This is a genomic window from Alkaliphilus pronyensis, assembly GCF_009017275.1.
GTDB classification, from domain to species: domain Bacteria; phylum Bacillota; class Clostridia; order Peptostreptococcales; family Natronincolaceae; genus Alkaliphilus_C; species Alkaliphilus_C pronyensis.
The window spans coordinates 25,585-41,782 of record NZ_WBZC01000013.1; the positions used below are offsets into that span (position 1 = coordinate 25,585).

The 16,198-nt window shown below is 33.8% G+C and carries 19 protein-coding genes; 6 read left to right on the forward strand and 13 right to left on the reverse strand.

Translation table 11 applies throughout. The features are described from left to right. Positions 1-40: 40 nt before the first annotated feature. Genes F8154_RS04590 through F8154_RS04605 form a run of 4 tightly spaced genes read right to left on the reverse strand, consistent with a single transcriptional unit; the run spans position 41 to position 3,261 of the window. Positions 41-532 (reverse strand): flavodoxin family protein, encoded by a 492-nt coding sequence (locus F8154_RS04590; RefSeq protein ID WP_151860423.1) that lies wholly within the window; start codon positions 530-532, stop codon positions 41-43. Positions 533-559: 27 nt separating this feature from the next. Further along, positions 560-1,447 (reverse strand): cell division protein FtsX, encoded by an 888-nt coding sequence (locus tag F8154_RS04595; protein ID WP_151860424.1) that lies wholly within the window; start codon positions 1,445-1,447, stop codon positions 560-562. After that, a complete protein-coding gene (locus tag F8154_RS04600) occupies positions 1,444-2,121 on the reverse strand; it encodes a cell division ATP-binding protein FtsE (protein WP_151860425.1) in 678 nt (225 codons plus the stop codon). The genes F8154_RS04595 and F8154_RS04600 overlap by 4 nt, the downstream gene beginning before the upstream one ends. A 21-nt stretch (positions 2,122-2,142) precedes the next feature. Beyond that, the gene (locus tag F8154_RS04605) at positions 2,143-3,261 is read right to left on the reverse strand and encodes a coiled-coil domain-containing protein (protein ID WP_151860426.1); all 1,119 of its coding nucleotides are present in this window, start codon (positions 3,259-3,261) and stop codon (positions 2,143-2,145) included. Positions 3,262-3,446: 185 nt separating this feature from the next. On the opposite strand from F8154_RS04605, the gene F8154_RS04610 reads away from it, so the two are divergent. After that, entirely contained in the window at positions 3,447-4,034 is a 588-nt protein-coding gene (locus tag F8154_RS04610; RefSeq protein WP_151860427.1) for a TetR/AcrR family transcriptional regulator, read from the forward strand. Here the strand turns inward: F8154_RS04610 and nagZ are convergent. The 4 genes from nagZ to F8154_RS04630 form a co-directional block, all read right to left on the reverse strand. Further along, positions 4,031-5,269, reverse strand: coding sequence for a beta-N-acetylhexosaminidase (gene nagZ, locus F8154_RS04615; protein WP_151860428.1), 1,239 nt, complete (start codon positions 5,267-5,269; stop codon positions 4,031-4,033). The two genes, F8154_RS04610 and nagZ, sit on opposite strands and share 4 nt — an antisense overlap. A 47-nt stretch (positions 5,270-5,316) precedes the next feature. After that, positions 5,317-6,918 (reverse strand): hypothetical protein, encoded by a 1,602-nt coding sequence (locus F8154_RS04620; protein WP_151860429.1) that lies wholly within the window; start codon positions 6,916-6,918, stop codon positions 5,317-5,319. After that, entirely contained in the window at positions 6,911-7,630 is a 720-nt protein-coding gene (locus F8154_RS04625) for an ABC transporter ATP-binding protein (protein WP_151860430.1), read from the reverse strand. The genes F8154_RS04620 and F8154_RS04625 overlap by 8 nt, the downstream gene beginning before the upstream one ends. Before the next feature lie 177 nt (positions 7,631-7,807). After that, the gene (locus F8154_RS04630) at positions 7,808-8,671 is read right to left on the reverse strand and encodes a MerR family transcriptional regulator (RefSeq protein WP_192930163.1); all 864 of its coding nucleotides are present in this window, start codon (positions 8,669-8,671) and stop codon (positions 7,808-7,810) included. A 240-nt stretch (positions 8,672-8,911) separates the two neighbouring features. Between F8154_RS04630 and F8154_RS04635 the strand changes: the two genes are divergently transcribed. Next, positions 8,912-9,982, forward strand: a complete 1,071-nt coding sequence (locus tag F8154_RS04635) for an AI-2E family transporter (RefSeq protein WP_192930164.1) — start codon at positions 8,912-8,914, stop codon at positions 9,980-9,982. Positions 9,983-9,989: 7 nt separating this feature from the next. Here the strand turns inward: F8154_RS04635 and F8154_RS04640 are convergent, their stop codons facing one another. The 5 genes from F8154_RS04640 to F8154_RS04660 form a co-directional block, all read right to left on the reverse strand. Continuing rightward, a complete protein-coding gene (locus F8154_RS04640; RefSeq protein ID WP_151860433.1) occupies positions 9,990-10,700 on the reverse strand; it encodes an ATP-binding cassette domain-containing protein in 711 nt (236 codons plus the stop codon). 18 nt (positions 10,701-10,718) lie between these two features. Then, a complete protein-coding gene (locus F8154_RS04645) occupies positions 10,719-11,495 on the reverse strand; it encodes an ABC transporter permease (protein ID WP_151860434.1) in 777 nt (258 codons plus the stop codon). Further along, on the reverse strand, positions 11,470-12,519 hold the full coding sequence (locus F8154_RS04650; protein WP_151860435.1) for an ABC transporter substrate-binding protein: 1,050 nt from the start codon (positions 12,517-12,519) through the stop codon (positions 11,470-11,472). The genes F8154_RS04645 and F8154_RS04650 overlap by 26 nt, the downstream gene beginning before the upstream one ends. 75 nt (positions 12,520-12,594) lie before the next feature. Further along, a complete protein-coding gene (locus F8154_RS15665; RefSeq protein ID WP_151860475.1) occupies positions 12,595-12,867 on the reverse strand; it encodes a Crp/Fnr family transcriptional regulator in 273 nt (90 codons plus the stop codon). Beyond that, a complete protein-coding gene (locus F8154_RS04660; RefSeq protein WP_151860436.1) occupies positions 12,822-13,223 on the reverse strand; it encodes a cyclic nucleotide-binding domain-containing protein in 402 nt (133 codons plus the stop codon). The genes F8154_RS15665 and F8154_RS04660 overlap by 46 nt, the downstream gene beginning before the upstream one ends. A 254-nt stretch (positions 13,224-13,477) precedes the next feature. Here F8154_RS04660 and F8154_RS04665 point away from each other — a divergent pair, with 254 nt between their 5' ends. The 4 genes from F8154_RS04665 to F8154_RS04675 are packed head-to-tail and all read left to right on the forward strand — an operon-like array spanning position 13,478 to position 16,195. After that, entirely contained in the window at positions 13,478-14,302 is an 825-nt protein-coding gene (locus tag F8154_RS04665) for an ABC transporter ATP-binding protein (protein WP_243141169.1), read from the forward strand. Between the two features lie 25 nt (positions 14,303-14,327). Further along, positions 14,328-14,717 (forward strand): ABC transporter permease, encoded by a 390-nt coding sequence (locus tag F8154_RS15355; protein WP_243141170.1) that lies wholly within the window; start codon positions 14,328-14,330, stop codon positions 14,715-14,717. Beyond that, positions 14,717-15,133, forward strand: a complete 417-nt coding sequence (locus F8154_RS15360; RefSeq protein ID WP_243141171.1) for an ABC transporter permease — start codon at positions 14,717-14,719, stop codon at positions 15,131-15,133. Before F8154_RS15355 ends, F8154_RS15360 begins: the two co-directional genes overlap by 1 nt. Positions 15,134-15,160: 27 nt before the next feature. Continuing rightward, positions 15,161-16,195, forward strand: coding sequence for an ABC transporter substrate-binding protein (locus F8154_RS04675; RefSeq protein ID WP_192930165.1), 1,035 nt, complete (start codon positions 15,161-15,163; stop codon positions 16,193-16,195). Positions 16,196-16,198 lie beyond the last annotated feature (3 nt).

Here is a 16,198-nt window from a genome sequence, read left to right on the forward strand (position 1 = left end):
TGAGTATAGCAGAAAAAGCCTTTTAAATCAATGTTGTTAGCTATTCTATAGCTTTTCCAGCTATATCCTTAGCCCACTTTTCTGCCTTTTCTCTAGCTAATGTTTGATAATTAGATAGTGGTTCAAAGAAGTCTATTTCTCCAAGTATATTACTATCAGCTAGCCTTTTTTTTAGATTAATAAAGGTTTTACCTATTTGCCCTCCATGACAGCTGAATAACCCAACGCTTTTATTTTTAAGATTAGCTTTTTCCAGTAATGAAGCTATGGGAGGTGCATAGGTCCAAGCCCATACTGGAGTTCCAATAATTATTAGGTCATAGTCCTGTAAATCCTGTTTGAAGGTCTCCAATTCTGGCTTTTTATTCATTACAACTTGACTACCACCCCAGAGGTACTTTCCAAAGCCCCTAGATTTTATTTCCTTTTTAGGCTTTAGTCTAAGGAGGTCAGCACCAATAGCTTCTGCCATAACTTCAGCAATAAGGTTGGTGTTGCCTTCAAAGGAATAATAAACAACTATTGATTTCATTACTATTCACTCCTTAAATATTAATTATTATTTGACTTTTGATGATACTAGCCCAAAAATACCCCCAGCAATTCCTAAAAAAATGCTTAACAATGTAGTTATAATAACTAGTCCTGTTTTTAGTGATTCTACGGGTGGTAGAGGGATAAAGGGAAGTGGACCTACCATCATAGTAAACAAATGCTCTAGGGTTAAGTTTGATAGTATTATTGCTAAAGCCCCTCCCCCTATAGTTAAGAGCACCCCCTCTAATAAAAAGGGTGTGGCTATAAAGCCTTCTGGAGCCCCAAGCAACCGTAAGGTTCTTATCTCTTCTCTATTGTTATAAATACCTAAGCGAATAATGTGGGAAATAATAAATAGAGTTGTAATACCAACAGCCACAACTACTATTACTCCCAATATCCTTAATATTTTTGAAATGCTATATAATCTATCTAGCACCTCTCTATTATCCCTAATATAAGTTATACCATACATTTCTTCAACATCTTCTATAACCGAATCAATTGTATTTAAATCGATTTTAGCCTCTATAAAACCGCTGAAGGGATTATCCTCAAAAAACTCTAATACCTGTGCCTCCTTCCCTAATATTTCCTCCATTCTTTTTAAGGCTTCCTCCTTTTTTACTATCCTTGCCTCCAGCACCCCCTCATGGCCTTTTATTTCTTCAGCCAGCTTAAGGGCATCGTCCTTTACAATTCCTTCATCGTAATATATATTTATTTCTGATTCTTTTTCAATAACCCTAACAACTTCGTTACTGATCCACCAGCCGGATATAACCATTGATAAAATAAATAAAATTAAGCCTGTACTGAATATAGTAAAAACATTGGATAAGAGATTTATTTTAAATAGGGTTTTAGCCTCCTTAATAAAATATCCTATATTAAATAAAATGCTTTTCATATGCTACACCCCAAACTCTCACAATATATATTTCCATTATTTATATGAATTAACTTGTCATAATTACTATTTTTAATCAAATGGGTTGCATGGGTTGTAATAATCACCGAGGTATTTATGTCTTTGAATGACTCCAAAAGCTCCAATATATTCACAGCATTATCAACATCTAAATTACCAGTAGGCTCATCAGCTAGTATTAATGATGGTTTTCTTGCCACAGCCCTTGCAATAGCAACTCTTTGACTTTCACCAAAAGACAGGTTTTCCACTGGAGTCAATAGCTTATGCTCCAGCCCCACCTTCTCCATTGCATCGTGGGAGGCCCTTTTAATTTCACTAGGTGTAAGGTTCAGAAATCTCATTCCTAGCATAACATTTTCAATTGCTGTCCTACCTTTAATTAGCCGAAATTCTTGAAATACTGGTCCTAGCTTTAACCTTAGCCTTCTAATATTACTGGCCTCTTCCTTCTCCATTGTTTGACCTAGTATTTTCAGTAAACCAGAAGTAGGAAATTCTATTCCCATAAGTAATTTTAATAGGCTTGTTTTACCTGATCCGCTGACACCTGTAATATAAACCATTTCTCCTGCTTTTATATCTATATTAATATCCTTTAGGGCCATAGTGCCATCGGGATATCTTAAGTAAATGCTTTTTCCTTCAATCATCGTTTGTCCTCCCCCTTAGTACTAAAATAAAACTAGCCTAGCTAATATTTCTATGTAACCCTCCTTAATCTCTATTTCCCGTATAATATTTTTACCTATAAGTGGCTTTAAATCAATTTCTAAATAATCCTCCTTAAATAGACCCTCTAGGGAAACCTCCTTCAAGGGTACACCATAAAATTCTCCGCTTTCTACTTGAAATCTTAATACATTGCCCTGATGAATAACAAATTTCCCCATTAAGGTTAGGTTGCTGTTAGGCATGTTCACTTTAACCTCATTAGGTAAAAATTCAAACTCCATTTTAGGTAAATTTGAATACTCATCAAAAATACTATTAAGGGTTTCGTCATCTATGGAGCCTTTAATGCCAGACAATGTAAAGGTTGTTTTTACTGCATCAAGAGGTAGACTGCCCTCTTCAATAATTCGTGAAAACTCCTTTATAGTGTCAGTAAACAATGGCTTTAATTTATCCCACATAATCTCCATGTTATGTAGCCGTTCTTGATAATACTCCTTTTCCTCCTCCAGCTGGGTTAAGTAGCCTTCAAGCTCATCCATTAATTCCTTTTGTGTGGTAAGATAGCTGGCTAGCTGCCTTTGCTTTTCTTTTACTATGTTAAGGCTCTCTGTTAGCTTTTTCTTTTCTATGTCTAGTCTATTTTTACTATCCTCTAACTTCACCATTAATTCTCCAGTGTTTTTGGTTAAATCCCTTAATACATTTATTCTTCTAAGTAGAGCTGCTAAGCTGTCAGAGCTTAAAATAATCTCGATGTAAGATGCTGCACCTCTTCTTTGATAGCTTTTCAATACTTCTTCTAATGCCCTTTTATTACTAATATACTTTACTTCTTCTGCCTTTATCTTTAGCTCTAAATCCTTTATTTGGTAGCTTAAAGCATCTATTTCTTTTACAGTTTCAGCCTCTTGTTCTTCAGCCCTCTTAATTACCTCAGTCAGAAAGAATAAATCATGAAGTATTTTTATTTCCTCCTCTGATATTCCCGACAGCTTCTCTTCTACATTATCAAAGGGCTCTGCTTCACTAATTAGAATTGCTGAAGAAATAACCATAATAGTTATTAAAAATATCAAGCTAAAGGCTATAGCTAGTTTTTTCCTATTCTTAACCATAGGGTGTCACCATTCCTCTTATCCAGTTAATTGTATTCCTATGTCTATTCTATCAGAATGGTGTAAATACTAAAATAACTAAATGCTAATTCTTTTACTAAACCTTATTGCATAATTATAATTACTATTATATAATATACCATATGTTATATATCTGAAGTTATATATTGTTTTAGGAGGGTATTATGGCACCTAAGAAAAAGTTTTCTAAGGAGAAGATTATTGACGCTGCTTTTGAAATAGCAAAAACAGAAGGTTTAGATAATATAACCATTAGAAAGGTTGCTGACAAAATAGGCAGCTCTATAGCACCTATTTATGTCAACTTCAAAGACATTGACGAGCTTATTTCTAATGTTGTAATGAGGATATATGAAGTAAGCCATAAAATGTATTTAGCTGAGGATTCTGGTGACTCCTTTAAAAATATGGGAGCTGCCAGCATTAGATTTGCTAAAGAGTATAGTGTGTTGTTTAGAGATCTTTTACTGAAAAGCAATAAATATATGAAGGATTATGATAAAGCATTAGGAGGCTTTTTAGTGGAGGAAATGCGGAAAGACCCCGACCTTGAAGGCTTTTCTGATGAAGAGCTAATGAATATTCTGCTTAAAATGAGGATATTTCAGTTAGGTCTTTCTGTAATGGTTGCTAATGATCAGTTACCACCTAGCTTTAATGATGACAATATTCTTGAGCTATTGGAAAGTGCAGCCTCAGATGTTATTATATCAACAAGAATTAAAGGAAAAAACAAAGACCTGCAGGTTTAATATTGCTTTAGCAGCTCACTTGTATGGTTTATTATCTCATTTATATTTATGTTACTGATTGGTTTATCTGTTAACATATATTTGTTTTTTAATTTCAATATTCTATATACACTTTCATTAATTCTCTCTGGTGTTATTTCTCCTTTTTTTACAGCATCCTTTAAGTAATTAATTACTGTCGTCCAGTTTTCATATTCATGGCAAACTAAAACTATATCACTACCAGCCTTAACAGATTTTACGGCTGCTTCCCCTATATGATAGGTTTCAATTATTGCTCCCATAGTCATATCATCTGTTATAATTAAGCCATTAAAGTTCAGCTGTTTCCTTAAAATATCAGTAATAATTACTGGTGATAAGGTTGCAGGATTTTCTAAATCTATTTTATTATACTTTATATGTGCTATCATTATTGCATCTGTATCATTGTTTATTGCTGCTTTAAAGGGAACCAACTCTAATTCTAACAGCTGATTTAAATCTTTATCTACAGCTGGTAGACTATCATGTGAGTCTATTAAGGTATCTCCATGTCCTGGGAAATGTTTTACAACTGGGATTACTCCTGTTGACTTTATTCCCTTCATAACTTTAATTCCATGCTTACTAACAACTGCTTCATTTGAGCCAAAGGCCCTATCACCTATTACTGGATTTTGTGGATTACTGTCTATATCTAAGACTGGTGCAAAATTCATGTTAATGCCATAGCCCTTAACTCTTTTTCCAATTGTATTACCAACTGCATAGGAAAACTCTTCATCATCTATTTTTCCTATTTTTCTGCTGGATGGTATTTTTCCTAGTAGCTTCTGGAGTCTGCTTACCCTACCACCTTCTTCATCAATAGATATAAATAATGGAGTATTATTAACCCTATTTGCTTCTTTAAGGGAATTAATTAAATGTAATAGACCATCTGAGTCCTTGATATTCCTCTCAAATAGTATAAAGCCACTTACCTTATATTTCTCAATTAATTCTATCGTATTGTCGTCAAGCTGGTGTCCTACAACACCAGCCATCACCATTTGTCCTATTTTTTCATCAAGGGTCATATTCTTCATTTCTGTTAATATAGGATCCTCATCTATTATTATATCCTCAGCAAGCTTTTCATCTTTAGGTTGAGATAAGTTGTTTTTACCCTCATCTTCATCCACTTTAGTTGAGCATCCTGTAAGCAAAATTATAGACAAAAGTATAGATACAAAAAGGGATGGCTTTATCATTATTTATCTTCCTCCATTTAGTCCTATAGTTAATCTATTTTAGGTATTTAGTATATTATAGAATCAAATTTATCAATATACCACCTAGTTATTACATAGTAAACAGCTATAAATAAAACTATTGAAATAAGACTGTATATTAAAAGAATAGTATGCCCACTATAATTGGGCATCAACCCATATAATATGTAGAAGGCTCCTCCTATTACTAATCTCACTACTAATGAAATCATAACATTTAAATTGTTTTTTACAGCTGTTGTTGGACTGGTCCAATTTAATATAGGGCGTTCTATATTGATAGCTATATCTATTGTAGAAAACAATAGGGTAGCAGTTATGCAAAACAATAATCCTATTCCCATCATATCTAAGCTTATCGGTAGGTACGCTGCAGCTGCCAATGCTAGAATAATAGACCCAATAAAGGATATTATCAAAGTAGAATATACCCTATATCTTATGTTTTCTGCTGTAGTAATTGGTAGTACCCTAGTTTCCCAGAAGGTCTTTCCTTCCCTTGTAATTACAGTTGCAGATAGGTTTCCTATTATTGCTGGAGTAGTAACTATACCTGCATACAGATATATCAAGTATGGTGCTATTGCTTCAGACCTAAATATTTCATTATTAAGCTGACCTGTAAAGGACATAATTATAAACATCAATATGGGAACTAGCATTGTTAATACTGTATTTAATGTAAACACAGGATTACTAAAAATAATTAAAATATGTCTTTTTATTAATTGAAAACCTCTGCTTCTTGATTTATAGTATATATTATTATTGCTGATAACCCCACCATCCGATTGATTAAAGGACATTAATGCTCTGTTGTATAGGAAATGGGACATAAGCTTTAAGGCATATAACAATATTATATGAAGTAATATAAAGAGACCTCCGTATAAGAATGAACCCTGTATCATTTTAGTTAGCCATATACTAGGGGGAAAGCCTCTACCAATTAGCTTTAATAAACCATCCTCTTGTAGCATCAGGTTTGTGAAGCCTTCAGGGTCAATTTCCACTCTTGTTAAAGTAATTTGAATAAGTAAAATCAACATCAACAGCAATATATTTCCACCTATAGCCATTAGGTTTCTTCTTTTACCTCCAGCAATAATGGACATAAAGGGGATAATAACTAATGTTGCCAATAGCATCGGAATTAATGGTGACATAATTAATGCTATAATTCCTATAATTAACGGTAGTGGTTGAATTCCTCCTATTATACCATAGGCTATAACTGCTGTGCCAAAAAATAAGCAGGCGATAGCTAAAAGATATAAATAAACAGAGGCCAATTTAGAAAATATAATTGATTCTTCCTTTAAAGGTAGAGAGGCTATAAACATTAAATCCTTAGAATAAAAAAAGTTAGATATTATTAATGGGATACATGCAAAAAATATCATCATTACATTACCTATATACATATAGGTTATTGTAAGCTCAGGAATACCAATACTTGAAAAAACTTTATATATGCTTAAAGCTAAGTTAAAGGCTGGAATGATTAATAAGACTGGTATCAAAATAGCCAGCTTTTTAAGCCACCTATTATTAAGGTTTAGGTGCTGAGTGTACTTGCTAAAAAAATCAAATACTTGTATTTTGGTTAATGATATAAATTTATTCATTCTTTGTCATCTCCAGGAACACCTCTTCAAGTGTTATATTTTTATTCTTTTTAATGGTTTCTAGCTTATCACAGGCCACCAGTTTACCCTTATTAATTATGGCTACTCTATGACACAGGTTTTCCACAACTTCTAGTACGTGGGAAGAAAAGAATATGGTTCCACCATTCTCACAATGCTCCCTCATTAAATCCTTTAGTATTTTGGCGGAATGGGGATCTAACCCCACTAAGGGTTCATCTAAAATAAAAAGGTTAGGATTCGGCAGCAATGCTCCAGATAGAAGTAGTTTTTGCCTCATTCCATGGGAGTATGAGTTAATGGTCTTAGGAAGAGCATCATATATTTGAAAAGCCTTAGTAAACCTCTCAATTTTCTTCCTTCTGTCTTTAAGGGAAACCTCATACATATCTGCTATAAAATTTAGATAGTCGATACCCTTTATTGCATCAAATATTGCAGGATGGTCTGGTACATAGGTGAAGTTCTTTTTAGCTTTAACTGGTGCTTTTGAAATATCTACTCCATTTATTATTATAGAACCCTCTGTTGGTGAAAGAATGCCAGTAATCATTTTTATTGTTGTTGTTTTACCTGCACCATTGGGACCTATAAACCCAATTATTTCTCCTTTTTTTATTTCCAAAGAGATATTGTCAACAGCCCTCTTTGATTTATCGTAGGCCTTTGTAACATTTTTTAAAACCAACATGATAAAACCTCCTCCACTAAACATTCTATATGTCTTTATATTTGTTATATATATACTATAACAATTCTAATAGATAATCAATAGCACTTTGATAAATAGTTATTAAATCTTTTTAGCTATAAAAAAAAGGGCTAATATATTAGACTTTAGTCTTATATTAAACCCTTTTTTTAATAATTATCCTTTTTTAACTATAGGCTGCATTATATCCATTTCTGGGTATTCCTTTTTACGACTTCTATCATCGTATACTTCCAATGAGAAGCTTTCTGCATGCTTATACTCTGTTTTCGGAAGCCATGTGGTAAGCAAGTAATCATTTGCCCTTTGCATTGAGCTATTAACCATCTCATCAAATGTCTCTCCATTAAAGGTACATACTGCATACTCCCCCTTTGGTATATCAAAGGTGACAAGGCCTTCTGGTATATCTTCATATGATGATACTGCATCTGCTACTATGTATTGTATACCTGCTTCTGTAAATGCTAGTATTCCATATCTAACTGATGGGTATATTTTATTTGATATTTTACTGCTTACATCCCTATCCCAATATTGGCTCCAAAGGTCACCAAAGATGCTTGCATCCTCAGGAGGCCATGCTGGTATATTTATGGATATTCCCACGGTTTTAATAGGTTTATCCTTAGAGGCAACCTTTATCTCCAATTTATTAGCTTTATTATTTATTTCCATAAAACTATCAGCTCCTTGTGTTTTTTTAATTCTTTCCTTTAGCTTTCTTCTAACATATAAGATTTTTTGCTGCTTCCAGAATAGTTTCTCATGTTTTTTCTGTAATTCTGCCACTAAATTGATTTTATTGCTACCAATAAAGCCTTTTATTTCCTCTAAGGAAAATTCATATTCCCTCATTTCTGTTATGAAATGAATATCTTCAACCTGATCTTCTGAATAGTATCTATATCCGTTAAATCTGTTGATTTTACTGGGCTTCAATAAACCAATTTCATCGTAAAACCTTAAGGCAGATGTTGAAATCATACCTATTCTTGAAAACTCTCCTATTGTGTACACAATAATCATCTCCTTTGGCCTAATTATATTATAAAGCTTCAGGTAACTTTAAGGTCAATAGGGTTTTTAAAATTTTAGCTTTATAGGTTATAGCTATAAATATATTTGCTATGTTATAATTACGCTATATAGTAAATAATAAAGATTAAATAATATTTCCAAAGGTTTTCTTTATGATATATTAATATGGCTAAAGGGTATAACTATATCATAATTTATATTACGAAGGGAAGAAAAGCCATGATAATAGAAGGTAAACTAATCAAGCATTTAATAAATATTCTTTTAGTTTTATTAATTATTTTCCTGCTTGGACAGATAGATTTTATTTTAATACCTTTAGGTAATATTCTATTTCTTACTTTATTACCTATAGTTTTTGGTGGACTTTTTTATTACATACTTAGACCATTAGTTGCTTTTCTTGTTGGTAGGAAGGTCAATAAGACAGCAGCAGTAGTTATTGTTCTACTGGGCTTAATTGTAGCTTTTTCCATTTTAATTGTTTATGGTAGTGGGTCTATAAGGGAAGAGTTTAGCTACTTCTATGTCACCTTTTCTGAACAACTGGAGGATATAAGTGAGAGTACTAAGGACATTTTAGATCAAGAAAACTATTGGATATTTTCCGTTAAAGACCTAGAGAGCAAAATAATAAATGCCTCGGAAATTGGACTTGAAAAGCTAGGAGAAAGTATGACTGGGTGGATATCTATTATTGCAAATGTAGGTACCGTTATAGTTCTAATACCTATAGTTATATTCTTCTTATTAAAGGACGATGAGCTGTTTTATAATTATTTACTTAAGCTGATTCCAAAAAAACATAAGGAAACAGTAACCACACTTTTTAAAGATATTGATCAAGTGCTTTCTATTTATATTACAGGTCAATTAATTGTAGCATTGTTTTTAGGAATACTTACATATATAGGTTACTTAATAATAGGACTACCTAACGCCTTGATATTAGCTATTTTTTCTATGATTACATCTATAATACCCTTCCTAGGACCTTTTTTAGGAGTTCTTCCAGCTATAATAATAGGTGGAACCGTCAGCTTCTTTATGATAATCAAGGTACTTATTGTACTTATTGTAACACAGCAATTAGAAGGCAGCTTAGTTAGACCTAATATTGTAGGTAACAGGCTACAAATACACCCGCTGGTTGTTATATTCTTAGTTATAATAGCTATAGCATTGTATGGATTTATTGGAGCTTTCCTAGTGATACCTATATATGGGGTCATTAGAGTTATTATAAGACACTTTTATGGAAGGTACATGTCCTCCAAGCAAAATAAGTAAAAATTCCTTATTCAGTTATTTTATCTTCTAGCATTTCTCTATACTTTTGGATTTTATCAATACCGCTCCTAGCTTTTCCTGGGGGTTCATCTATAACGATTTCCTTCTTTAAGGTTAAGGGTGGCCCCTCCAGAACATGTATATAATTAGCCATACACAGGGCTTCATCAGCATCATGGGTAATCAAAATAAAAAGCCCTTTTTTTCTATGCCAATAATCTATAATATAGTCCATTAACGTTTTCTTCATGTTTAAATGTAAACCCTTAAAGGGTTCGTCCATAATAAGAATATCTCCATCATATGCCAAAGCCCTAGCAATAGACACCCTCTGCTTCATACCACCACTTAATTCTTTAGGATAATAGTTTTTAAACTCCTCTAAATCCACTAAAGACAGATAATTATCTACAATGCTATCAATATCTCCCTTGTGATTGTAGCTTTCTAAAACAAATTTTATGTTTTTTTCTACAGTTGCCCAGGGCAGTAGCCTTTCTTCTTGAAAAATATAAGAAAAGCTTTTGTTATTAAAGCCTTGTATATCTCCCGAATCATAGGGAATAACACCTGCTAAAATGTTTACTAGGGTTGTTTTTCCACATCCAGAGGGGCCAAATAGACAGTGGATTCCTTCAGAAGAAAAATCCATGTTAAGGCCACTAATAACCTTTTGCTTACCGTAGCTTTTATGTAAGCTCTTAATTTTTAGCTCCATATAACTCACCCTTTACAGTCAACTATTTATCTTAGAATACTCTTTCATATTCCTCTTTGTAGTAAATCTTTTAAAAATCCCCTCAAACAACATACTTAGTATTATCACCACAAAGGTCCAAGCAAATAGCATGCTAGAGTCTAAATATACCTTAGCACTGTATAAATGACTTCCTATTGCATTTTGTGGATGACTTAATACCTCGGCAGCCACGCTTACCTTCCAGCCTAGGCCTAGGCAAGTAATACAGGCAGCAAGCAAATAGGGAACAATTGTAGGTAGATATATTCTCCTTAAAATAATCAGCTTCTTTATACGGTATACCTTAGACATTTCTATAAGCTTATGATCTACATTACGGACTCCAGCAACTACATTTGTCCAAATTATAGGAAAGCACATTAAGAAGCAAATAAAAATTGGAACATTGGAAGAGGTAAACCAAATAAGTGCAATAATTATAAAGGATAATACTGGAGTAGATTTTAAAATCGTCATGAAGGGATTAATTATATCATACACATAATCATTTAAAGCAGAAATTATACCGACTATAAGACCTAACAATATAGATATACTAAGTCCAGCAACTACACGAAAAATTGAGTAGGCGATGGTTCTCCAAAAAACATTAGAAAAAATCATTTGCCCTAATGTAGTAATTACCTGTAAAGGGGACGGAACATAAATATCCCGTCCAACTACTATATGGGTAAGCTGCCATATGCTAATCCAAAATATAAAGACTAAAATCTTATTTAGTGATTTTTTATCTTTTATAGTAGAAGCCTTCATTTGGTAGCTTTCCTCCAACCGATTTTGGTTCAAAATTAAATAAAACCTGGTAAAAATCCTCTAGGTAGGACTTGGCCTCGTCCCCCTCTATGAACACAATATTGCTATAGGGAATTGCTTTCTTAGCTATAGCAGCCTTAGGTAAAATACCATGCTTCTCAATTAACTCAGATGCCTTATCAATATTACTATTTACAAAGGCTACTGAGCTTTTATACTCATCTAAAAATCCATTAAATGCTTCCTTGTTTTCTTCTACAAAGGCTTTTTGAACTATTATAGCTCCCATTGGTAGCTTGCTATCCTCTGGTGTTACTTCATTCCATTCCTTAGTTATATCTAGGGCTATTTTCAAGTCTGTATTCTTCATCATTGCTGTAGTAACATGGGGCTGAGGTAATAATGCTATGTCAACATCTCCTGCGGCTAAAGCAGCTGCCAACTCAGCATGCTGCAGCTTATATTCTAACATAACATCCTTGCCTACAACTAATCCATTTTCATTTAATATGTATTGAATTACAAAGTCAGGTGCAGAGCCCTTACCACTAGTATACAGTGTCTTACACCTTAGGTCTTCAACTGAGTTAATGGTATCTCCATTTTCCACTACATAAAGTACTCCTAGGGTGTTTACCGCTGCCAATTGAACAGCTCCTTCGGTTTTGTTGTGTAAAACTAAGGCTAGGTTAGTAGGTACTGCTGCCACATCCACTTCTCCACTAATAACCTTACCAACTAAATCATCAGGGCTTCCTAGTACAGTAAACTCATAATCTATAGTAGACTCGTTGGTTTCACTTTTCTCCATTAAATCCACCATGCCCATTCCTGTAGGACCCTTTAATGTTGCTATTTTAAGCTTTGGCTTTTCTTCTGCTTCCATGGAGCTATCATCAGCTACCTCCTGCTGTATTTCTTCAGTCTGTTCTCCTGTGTCTGTAGTACAACCTACAGCTACAGTAACTAGAACTAGTATCATTAGTAATGCTAAAACTGTTTTTGACTGCCATTTATTTAACATATTCTCAACAACCTCCTTTATTGATAATGATTGTCAACTTCATAATACCACTGCCACTATTTGTTGTCAACTTTTCTAAAATATTATTTTATTCCCTTTAAGTGTTAGATATTCCTCTTCTTGAAGTTCCTTAAATATCCTATATAGAGATGCCCTGCTGATTCCCAAATAATCTGCCAGCTGGCATTTATTTAAGGAAAGTGTAACTATATTCTGGTTCCTTTGCTGATACTTTAGCTGTTGGAGGTACTCCTTAACCCGTTCACTTATCTTATCATGGGTAAAGCATTCAACCCTTTGGTTTAAAAATAAATACGCTGGCCTACGTAGCTTAAATAATTTTGCAATATAACTTCATCCATTTTAAAAAGCTTTAATAAGCAACTTTCCGTAATAAAAAGTACAACTGCTTCACTATTGGTGTATAGATAGGTGACATTTTCAAGCTCTTTCTGGAATAAATATGGGATTCCGAAAATACTTCCAGCCTTAATTCTATTCATTATTATCTTTTTACCAGTTAAAAGATTTTTTTGCACTTCAATTTTTCCCTTTAAAACTATACCTATCTCATTACTAAAATCCGCTATGTACTGTCCCTTCTTATATTCTATAATTCTATAATTAATATTTTTTATATATAGCTTAAGCTTCTCTGGAGTTACGTCCTTGAACAAGAAGCATTTTTTTAATGTATTATACATAGATTTTTCCTTCTCTCTTAAAGTATATCAATTATCATCATTAATTTGTATAGATTTATTCCGTAAAATAAATAAAAACACAGGGGGACGGTTCTTCTGTGTTAGGCACAAAAAACGACAACAATATTCATAATTTTTATAATACATAGTCTAACTATAGAAGTTTTTAATTGGTAATAATAAAGCGATTGTAATATAATTCATTATGCCTTCTTAGTATTAAGCAAGTTCTTTCCCAGAAAGGAGTTACCATGTTGATAAATAGCAATGCCAAAGCTATAGAGCTACCCTTGCAGGCAACAGTAGCTAGTAATGAAAAATTTATTGTTAAGGGGTTAAATCATAGATACAGTGTTAAAAAGGACAAAAGGATAGATGTATTAGATAATATTGATTTCACAGTAAAAGAAAAGGAATTTTTAGCAATAGTAGGCCCTAGTGGCTGTGGCAAAAGCACTTTGCTAAATATTATGTCGGGGCTTCTAAAGCCAACTGGTGGTGAAATACTACTTGAAGGTGAAGCCTTAAGCTCCACTACTAAGCGTATTGGCTACATTTCACAAACAGATACTTCGATGCCCTGGAGAACTGCTATATCAAATGTTGAGCTAGGAATGGAGATTAAGGGAGTTTCTAAGAAAAAGAGAAGAGAAATTGCCCTTAAGCTTATGCAAGATGCAGTGCTGGCAGGATTTGAAAAGAGCTTTCCCTATGAGCTTTCAGGTGGGATGAAGAAAAGAGTAGATATTATAAAAGTACTAGCTATTGACCCAGAAATAATATTCATGGATGAACCCTTTGGTGCCTTAGATGTTTTCACTAGGGAAATGCTTCAAAACTATATTCTTTCTTTATGGGAGAAAACTAAAAAAACAATAATTTTTATTACACATGATTTAACAGAGGCTATTACCCTTGCAGGCCGAGTAATAATTTTAACTAATCGCCCAGCAACAGTTAAATCAGAGTATAAAATTGACTTGCCACGACCTAGATCTTCCTTTGACATAAGGTATGACAAAAAATTTATTGAGCTGCATAAAAGGATTTGGGAGGATTTAAAGTCAGAGGTCAGGTAGCAAGAAATCAATTGGAGGACGGTACATGAAGGACATTAAGCTTATAAAGCAAGGAAAGGCCTTAGGTATTAGGCTATTGTTAATTTGTGGTTTTTTAATATGCTGGGAGCTATTTACTTCTACAGGTTTTCTTGACCCCTTTTACACCAGTAAACCATCACTTATATATAAGGATTTGCAGGAGTTTTATAATAGCGGAGCTTTAATGAAGCACACAGCTATAACTTTGCAGGAGGCTATATGGGGCCTAATAATAGGTACAGCTATTGGAATAAGTGTAGGGTTTCTTCTCGGTCTTGTTAACATACTGGGTAGAATATTTGAACCAATAATCACTGCCCTCTACGGAATACCTAAGCTAGCCTTAGCACCTATATTTGCTATATGGTTTGGACTTGGAATAAAATCAAAATAGTGCTATCAAGCCTACTAGTATTCTACCTTGTTTTCTTTAGTACATACGCAGATGTTAAGGGTGTAGATAATAATTTAATAGCTTCAGTTAAATTAATGGGGGATACTAAGCTACAAGTGTTATACAAGGTAACTTTACCCTCCTGTGTCCCCTGGATACTATCGGGTATTCGTGGAGGACTAGGTGCCTCTCTAATTGGGGCAATTGTTGGAGAATACATGGGTGCTAGCGCTGGCCTTGGCTGGATGATATCATATGCAACTTCATTCTTTAAAATTCAGCGTGTAATGTCCTGTATATTTATACTCTTGCTAATTGGTATAAGCTTTAATTTCTGCTTAAAGGTGGCTGAGGGTTGGCTGCTTCGTTGGCGTCCTAACGCAAGCTTAAATACTACAAATGAAGAAGCAATATAAATAATAATTGATAAGGAGATGAGTGTTTTGAAAAAAATTATAGTAAGTTTTTTAGTGTTAATTTTAGTAGCATCAACTTTAGTGGGCTGTGGGGAAAAAACGCCTGAAGCAAATGAAGCCTCAAACCCAAATAATGAAGAGCAGCAGCTAGAAAAAATAGTTGTATCAGAACTAAGAAGTGAATTTTGGCTTCCTGTTTATCTTGCCGATGAGTTGGGCTATTTTAAGGAAGAGGGTCTTGATGTGGAGTTTGTTACCTATAAGGATGGTCCCCTTGCCTTCCAGGGAATGCACGCAGGAGATTCACAATTTTGCATGCTAAGCTCTGAGCCAGTTCTAAGGGCATATGATCAGGGAAAAGAGTCTAAAATCATTTTATCAACCCTAACCAATAAACCATATATGTTTGTAACAAGTCCAGAAATTAAATCTGTTAAGGATTTGAAGGGTAAAGTAATATTTGGTGGTATGCCAGGATCAGCCCCCTACTCCTTTGTTGCTTCAATATTAGCCAGTGAAGGCTTAGACCCTGAAGCAGATGTAACATGGGCAAATTTGGAATACGGTGCTTCATTAGCTGCCCTTGAAAGTGGACAGATTGTAGGTAGTTACATTAGATCTACAGCAAAAACTGAAGTAGCCCAAATGGGAGGAAATATACTTGTTGATGCCACAATCGCTGATTCCCATAAAAAACTATACGGATCAGATAAGTATGAATCTACTATTGTCACAGTAACTAAGAAATATGCTGAAGAAAACCCAGAAACTGTTCAAAAGTTTACCAATGCAGTAGTTAGAGCTATAATTTGGCAAACAGAGAATACTGATGAAGAGGTTGCAAGGGTTGCTACTCCAGTGTTCCCTGGCAAAAGCTACATAAATGCAAAGCTGATTGAGTATCTAAGAAGCTCATTATCAGTAGATGGAAATATTTCAGAGGAAGGTCATAATACAATTATAGACTTTTGCTTAAAGGAAGGCTTGATTTCTAGTCCAATACCCTATGAAGATGTAATTGATACATCATTTGTTAAGAAGTCATACCAGCAGTTTAAGTAATGA

Excerpts from the sequence above, each read along its gene's own strand:
- F8154_RS04590 (WP_151860423.1), bottom strand. The coding sequence starts at position 532 with ATGAAATCAATAGTTGTTTATTATTCCTTTGAAGGCAACACCAACCTT.
- F8154_RS04595 (WP_151860424.1), bottom strand. The coding sequence starts at position 1,447 with ATGAAAAGCATTTTATTTAATATAGGATATTTTATTAAGGAGGCTAAA.
- F8154_RS04600 (WP_151860425.1), bottom strand. The coding sequence starts at position 2,121 with ATGATTGAAGGAAAAAGCATTTACTTAAGATATCCCGATGGCACTATG.
- F8154_RS04605 (WP_151860426.1), bottom strand. The coding sequence starts at position 3,261 with ATGGTTAAGAATAGGAAAAAACTAGCTATAGCCTTTAGCTTGATATTT.
- F8154_RS04610 (WP_151860427.1), top strand. The coding sequence starts at position 3,447 with ATGGCACCTAAGAAAAAGTTTTCTAAGGAGAAGATTATTGACGCTGCT.
- nagZ (WP_151860428.1), bottom strand. The coding sequence starts at position 5,269 with ATGATAAAGCCATCCCTTTTTGTATCTATACTTTTGTCTATAATTTTG.
- F8154_RS04620 (WP_151860429.1), bottom strand. The coding sequence starts at position 6,918 with ATGAATAAATTTATATCATTAACCAAAATACAAGTATTTGATTTTTTT.
- F8154_RS04625 (WP_151860430.1), bottom strand. The coding sequence starts at position 7,630 with ATGTTGGTTTTAAAAAATGTTACAAAGGCCTACGATAAATCAAAGAGG.
- F8154_RS04635 (WP_192930164.1), top strand. The coding sequence starts at position 8,912 with ATGATAATAGAAGGTAAACTAATCAAGCATTTAATAAATATTCTTTTA.
- F8154_RS04640 (WP_151860433.1), bottom strand. The coding sequence starts at position 10,700 with ATGGAGCTAAAAATTAAGAGCTTACATAAAAGCTACGGTAAGCAAAAG.
- F8154_RS04645 (WP_151860434.1), bottom strand. The coding sequence starts at position 11,495 with ATGAAGGCTTCTACTATAAAAGATAAAAAATCACTAAATAAGATTTTA.
- F8154_RS04650 (WP_151860435.1), bottom strand. The coding sequence starts at position 12,519 with ATGTTAAATAAATGGCAGTCAAAAACAGTTTTAGCATTACTAATGATA.
- F8154_RS04660 (WP_151860436.1), bottom strand. The coding sequence starts at position 13,223 with ATGTATAATACATTAAAAAAATGCTTCTTGTTCAAGGACGTAACTCCA.
- F8154_RS15355 (WP_243141170.1), top strand. The coding sequence starts at position 14,328 with ATGAAGGACATTAAGCTTATAAAGCAAGGAAAGGCCTTAGGTATTAGG.